5 protein-coding genes are annotated in these 4,683 nt (G+C 73.4%); 3 read left to right on the top strand and 2 right to left on the bottom strand.

The window, feature by feature from the left end; translation table 11 throughout:
• The coding region (locus GFJ45_RS15100; RefSeq protein WP_228387134.1) for a DUF6504 family protein at positions 1–369 on the bottom strand (369 nt) is incomplete at its 3' end.
• A 160-nt stretch (positions 370–529) separates the two neighbouring features.
• Here GFJ45_RS15100 and GFJ45_RS15095 point away from each other — a divergent pair.
• Positions 530–1,621: a polyprenyl synthetase family protein gene (locus tag GFJ45_RS15095; RefSeq protein ID WP_228387131.1), complete on the top strand. Its 1,092-nt coding sequence runs from the start codon at positions 530–532 to the stop codon at positions 1,619–1,621.
• 160 nt (positions 1,622–1,781) lie between these two features.
• Here the strand turns inward: GFJ45_RS15095 and GFJ45_RS15090 are convergent, their stop codons facing one another.
• Entirely contained in the window at positions 1,782–2,144 is a 363-nt protein-coding gene (locus tag GFJ45_RS15090) for an Rv2175c family DNA-binding protein (RefSeq protein WP_153398661.1), read from the bottom strand.
• 241 nt (positions 2,145–2,385) lie between these two features.
• Here GFJ45_RS15090 and GFJ45_RS15085 point away from each other — a divergent pair, with 241 nt between their 5' ends.
• The gene (locus tag GFJ45_RS15085; protein WP_153398659.1) at positions 2,386–3,663 is read left to right on the top strand and encodes a LysM peptidoglycan-binding domain-containing protein; all 1,278 of its coding nucleotides are present in this window, start codon (positions 2,386–2,388) and stop codon (positions 3,661–3,663) included.
• 72 nt (positions 3,664–3,735) lie between these two features.
• Positions 3,736–4,626: a protein kinase domain-containing protein gene (locus GFJ45_RS15080; protein ID WP_228387129.1), complete on the top strand. Its 891-nt coding sequence runs from the start codon at positions 3,736–3,738 to the stop codon at positions 4,624–4,626.
• The last annotated feature ends 57 nt before the right edge of the window (positions 4,627–4,683 follow it).

The following is a 4,683-nucleotide window of genomic DNA, read 5'->3' as shown; positions in this document are numbered from 1 at the left end:
TACCCGCCGCCAGCGGCCGCGCAGTTTGACCCCCGGTCGGGCCTCCCGTACCGTTGTGCTGACCGTTCGACGGCCGTGTTCGTCTACCCCGCGGCCTCCACTGTGCGCCACCGCCGCCCCCTCGGTCAGCGGCGGCACCGCGTCGTCGGCCGGGGTGTCCTCCTCCTGCCAGTCGGCCAGCCGCCACCACGGCAGCCGCTGGGTCCAGCACCCGAGCACCGCCCGCACCACGTGCAGCCGGCCACGCCACAGGAAGGCGGTGGGCACCTGGCCGTGCTCGACCGCCCCCCGGCCACCCGGGACACCGGTCATGGGGGCCATCGGCTCCCCCACCCGGACCTCGATCTGCTCTGCGTACCGTCGGCTCACCGTCCCGCTCCTCTCCGCGCCGTCGCACCGTCACACCGGCACATATCCGAACTTGTGTTCGATAGGACAAATGTACGCCCGCCCACCGACAGCCTCAACCCCCGGACCACCTAGGCTCGGGGTGGCGGCGGCCGCCCCCGGCCACCTCAGGAGGAGTCCCGTGACCCGAGCCGACCCGCTCGACCTGCTCGGCCTGCGCGCCCGCGTGCAGGCCGAGCTGGACGCCGTCGTCGCCGCGCAGCGGGAGGTGCTCGCCGACCTGGGTGAGCCGATGGCCCCCCTCGTCGACGCCGTGGCGGCGCTGCTCGCCGGCGGCAAGCGGCTACGGGCGGCGTTCCTCTACTGGGGCTACCGCGCCCAGGGCGGTCCCGACTCCGCGGCGCTGGTGCGAGCCGCCTCGGCGATGGAGCTGTTCCAGGCCGCCGCGCTGCTGCACGACGACGTCATGGACGACTCCGACCTGCGCCGCGGCAGCGCAACCGCGCACCGCCGGTTCGCCGCCCAGCACGCCGACGCCGGCTGGGAGGGGGACGCGGAGCGGTTCGGCCGCTCGGCGGCGATCCTGGCCGGCGACCTGTGCCTCAACTGGTCGGACGAGACGTTCGCCGGAAGCGGCCTGCCCGCGACTGAGCTGCAGCGCGCCCGGCCGGTCTTCGACCGGATGCGGACCCAGCTGATGGGCGGGCAGTACCTGGACGTGCTCCTGTCCCAGCAGGACTGGGACGCCCTGGACCACACCGCCCGGGTAGAGCAGTGCCGCACCGTGATCCGGTTCAAGAGCGCGCAGTACTCGATCGAGCAGCCGCTGCTCATCGGTGCCACCGCCGCGGGCGCCGGCCCGGAGGACGTGTCCGCGCTGTCCCGCTACGGGCTGGCGCTGGGCGAGGCGTTCCAGCTGCGCGACGACGTGCTCGGGGTGTTCGGCGACCCGGGCACCACCGGCAAGCCGGCCGGGGACGACCTGCGGGAGGGCAAGCGCACCGTGCTGGTGGCGCACGCGCTCGAGCACGCCAGCCGCGAGGACGCCGCGCTGCTACGGACGGCGCTGGGGGACCCCGGACTGACCCCGCAGCGGGTCGAGGAGTGCCGGGCGGCGCTGGAGCGCAGCGGCGCGGTCGAGCTCACCGAGACGATGATCCGGGTGAACTCCCAGCAGGCGGCCAGCGCGCTGGCCGACGCCTCCGGGGTGACCGAGGAGGGCCGGGAGGCACTGACCGCGCTCATCGAGGTGAGCACCGCCCGGGCCACGTGAGCAACGCAGCACTCGCACGCCCGGCTCACCGGGATCCGGCCGCTACGCGTGAGCAACGCAGCACTCGCGCGCCTTCCTCACCAGGACCGGGCCGCTGCGCGTGAGCAACGCACCACTCGCACGCCTCGACCACGGGGAGCGCGGTAGCGGCGCGCTGCCGCTAGAAGGCCACCTCCTGGGCCCGCTTGCGGACCTCGGCCCGGCGGCCGGCCCGCAGCGCGGCGATGGCGCTGCCGCCTTCGAGGGTGTCGTCGGGCCGGTGCATCCAGTCGATGATCTCCGCGTCCTCCATGCCGCCGTCGGCGAGCACGGTCACCGTCCCCCGCAGTGTCTGGACCGGCCCCTCCTGCGTGACGAAGCTGGCGGGAACCATGACCGCGTTGTTGGGCCCGCGGCGCATCCCGACCAGCTCCCGGTGCCGCAGCCAGGTCCTCACCTGGGTCAGCGAGGCACCCGTCAGCTCCATGATGTCGGGCACGGCCAGCCACTCGTCCGGCGGAATTACAGCGCTGTCGTTTACCACATCTTCCAGTCTTTCACACGCACCGACACGCCGTCGATCTAGCGTAATGCCAGAAACTCGGGTACGTTCCTCAAACGTCACACGGGCCACGGCGGCCCCGGGAGCCTGCACGACCACGTGATGCCCCACGTGCCACGGCAACCACAACCCCCTTTCCCGGAAGCACCCGCTTGACCTCGTGCGACGAGTTCCACCAGCCCGCCCCCCGTCCCGTGTCCCTCACCGGAAAGGCCCGGAGCCGATGAGCCCGATGCCCGCCGACCTGCCCCCCGCTGCACCGCAGGTCTCCTTCAGCCAGCACGGCCCGCTGGCCACCGCGTCCTCCTCGTGGCGGCCATACCGGGTCCAGGAGGGCGACACCCTCTACGACCTGGCCGCGAAGTTCGACACCACGGTGTCGGCCCTGACCAAGCGCAACGGCCTCTCCCACGGCGGCCGGTGGATCTACGCCGGCCAGACCATCGAGGTGCCCGGCAAGGGCAACGGCGGTGGCGGCCGAAGCGGTGCCGGTGGTGGCGGCGGCGGTGCCGGTGGTGGCGGCGGTAGCGGCTCGGCCTCCCGGGGCGGCAGCATCACCGTCCAGCCGGGCGACACGCTGTACGACATCGCGGCCCGCCACGACACCACGGTGGCCGCGCTGGTGCGGGCCAACTCCTTCGACAACCCCCGGATGATCTACCCGGGGCAGAAGATCTCGCTGCCAGGCAGCCAGCAGGCCTCCCGCAGCACCTCGGGCAGCACGGCGGGCTCCGGCAGCAGCAAGGCCGGCTCCGGGTCCACCTCCGGCGGCTCCGGCGCGAGAGCAGGCTCCAGCACGTCCGCCGCGAGCAGCCGCACGGTCACCGTGCGCGCCGGTGACACCCTCTCCGGCATCGCCGCCCGGCACGGGGTGCCGCTGTCGGAGGTGATCCGGGCCAACTCCTCCCTGGACCCGCACCGGCTGTGGGTGGGCCAGCGGGTGACCATCCCCGTCGTCGAGCGCGGCAGGGCCCAGGTGTGGACCCCGGACAACATCGGGGACGCCAAGAAGGGCGAGAAGGTCGACAACACCTTCCTGCACTACACCTACGACGACAAGGTCGCCCGGTCGGCCGCCGCCAACCGGGAGTACCTGGCCTCGGTGCCCGTCCCGGACGCGCAGGAGACCAAGTCCCTCATCGTGCGCACCGCCAACCGGCACGGCGTGGACCCGACGCTGATGCTGGCGGTGTCCAGCACCGAGTCGGGGTGGAACCAGCGCGCGGTCTCCCCCGCCAACGCGATCGGCATCATGCAGGTCATCCCCACCACCGGGGAGTGGGCCTCGTCGCTGGTCGGCCGGGAGCTGAACCTGCTCGACCCGAAGGACAACGTCGAGGCCGGCGTGGTCGTGATGCGGGCGCTGCTGCGGGCCGCCGACAGCCGCGAGAAGGCCATCGCCGGCTACTACCAGGGGCTAGCCAGCGTGCAGCAGCACGGGATGTTCTCCGACACCAAGCACTACGTGAAGACCGTGCTGGCGGTGCGCTCGCGGATGTGACGGCCGCGGCGGGCTGGCGACAACCCGCCCGAGGTCGCCGGGGAGGCGGCCAACTCTCCGTACACTCAGGGCGTGAGCGCCCTGTCCCCGCCCGTGCTGGACCGTGTCGTCGACGGCCGGTACCGCGTGGAGTCGCTGCTGGCCCGCGGCGGGATGGCCGGGGTGTACGAGGCGGTCGACCTGCGGCTGGAGCGCCGGGTGGCGCTGAAGGTGATGCATGCCGACCTGGCCCGGGACGAGGCGTTCGTGGCCGCGTTCCGGCAGGAGGCGCTCGCCGCCGCCCGGCTGTCCCACCCGCACGTGGTGGGCGTCTTCGACCAGGGGGCCGATGAGGACGTCGTCTTCCTGGCGATGGAGCTGGTGCCGGGCCGCACGTTGCGCGACGCGATCCGGGAGCAGGCCCCGCTGAGCGTGCAGGAGGCGGTGGACCTGCTCGACCCGGTGCTGGCCGCGCTGGCCGCCGCCCACGAGGCCGGCCTGGCGCACCGCGACGTCAAGCCCGAGAACGTCCTCATCGACGACCGCGGCCGGGTCAAGGTCGCTGACTTCGGACTGGCGCGGGCGGTCACCACCAGCACCGCCACCCGCGGCGAGGTCACGTGGGGCACCGCCGCGTACCTGTCTCCGGAGCAGGTCCAGCACGGCCGCGCCGACGCCCGCAGCGACGTGTACTCCGCCTCGCTGCTGCTCTACGAGCTGCTGACCGGGGCCAAGGCGTTCCCGGGGTCGAGTCCGATCCACGTCGCCTACCAGCACGTCTACGGTGAGGTGCCCCGCGCCGGCGACCTGGTGCCGACCGTGCCCGGAGAGCTCGACGCGCTCATCCGGTGGGGAGCGGCCACCGACCCGCAGCAGCGCCCGGCCGATGCCGGCGAGCTGCGGACCGCGCTGCGCCGGGCGGTCCGGCAGCTGTCGCAGCAGGAGCTGCAGGCCCGCCCGGCCGGCCACACCACCGGGCCATAGTGCCTTCCAGCGCGATGTCGGATTCCTGCTAGCCAGGGCCGCTGGGGGGCCCGAGGA

Origin of the sequence: Ornithinicoccus halotolerans (genome assembly GCF_009602535.1) — a bacterium.
Classification (GTDB): Bacteria; Actinomycetota; Actinomycetes; order Actinomycetales; family Dermatophilaceae; genus Ornithinicoccus; species Ornithinicoccus halotolerans.
This window is presented reverse-complemented; position numbering and strand designations above follow the sequence as displayed.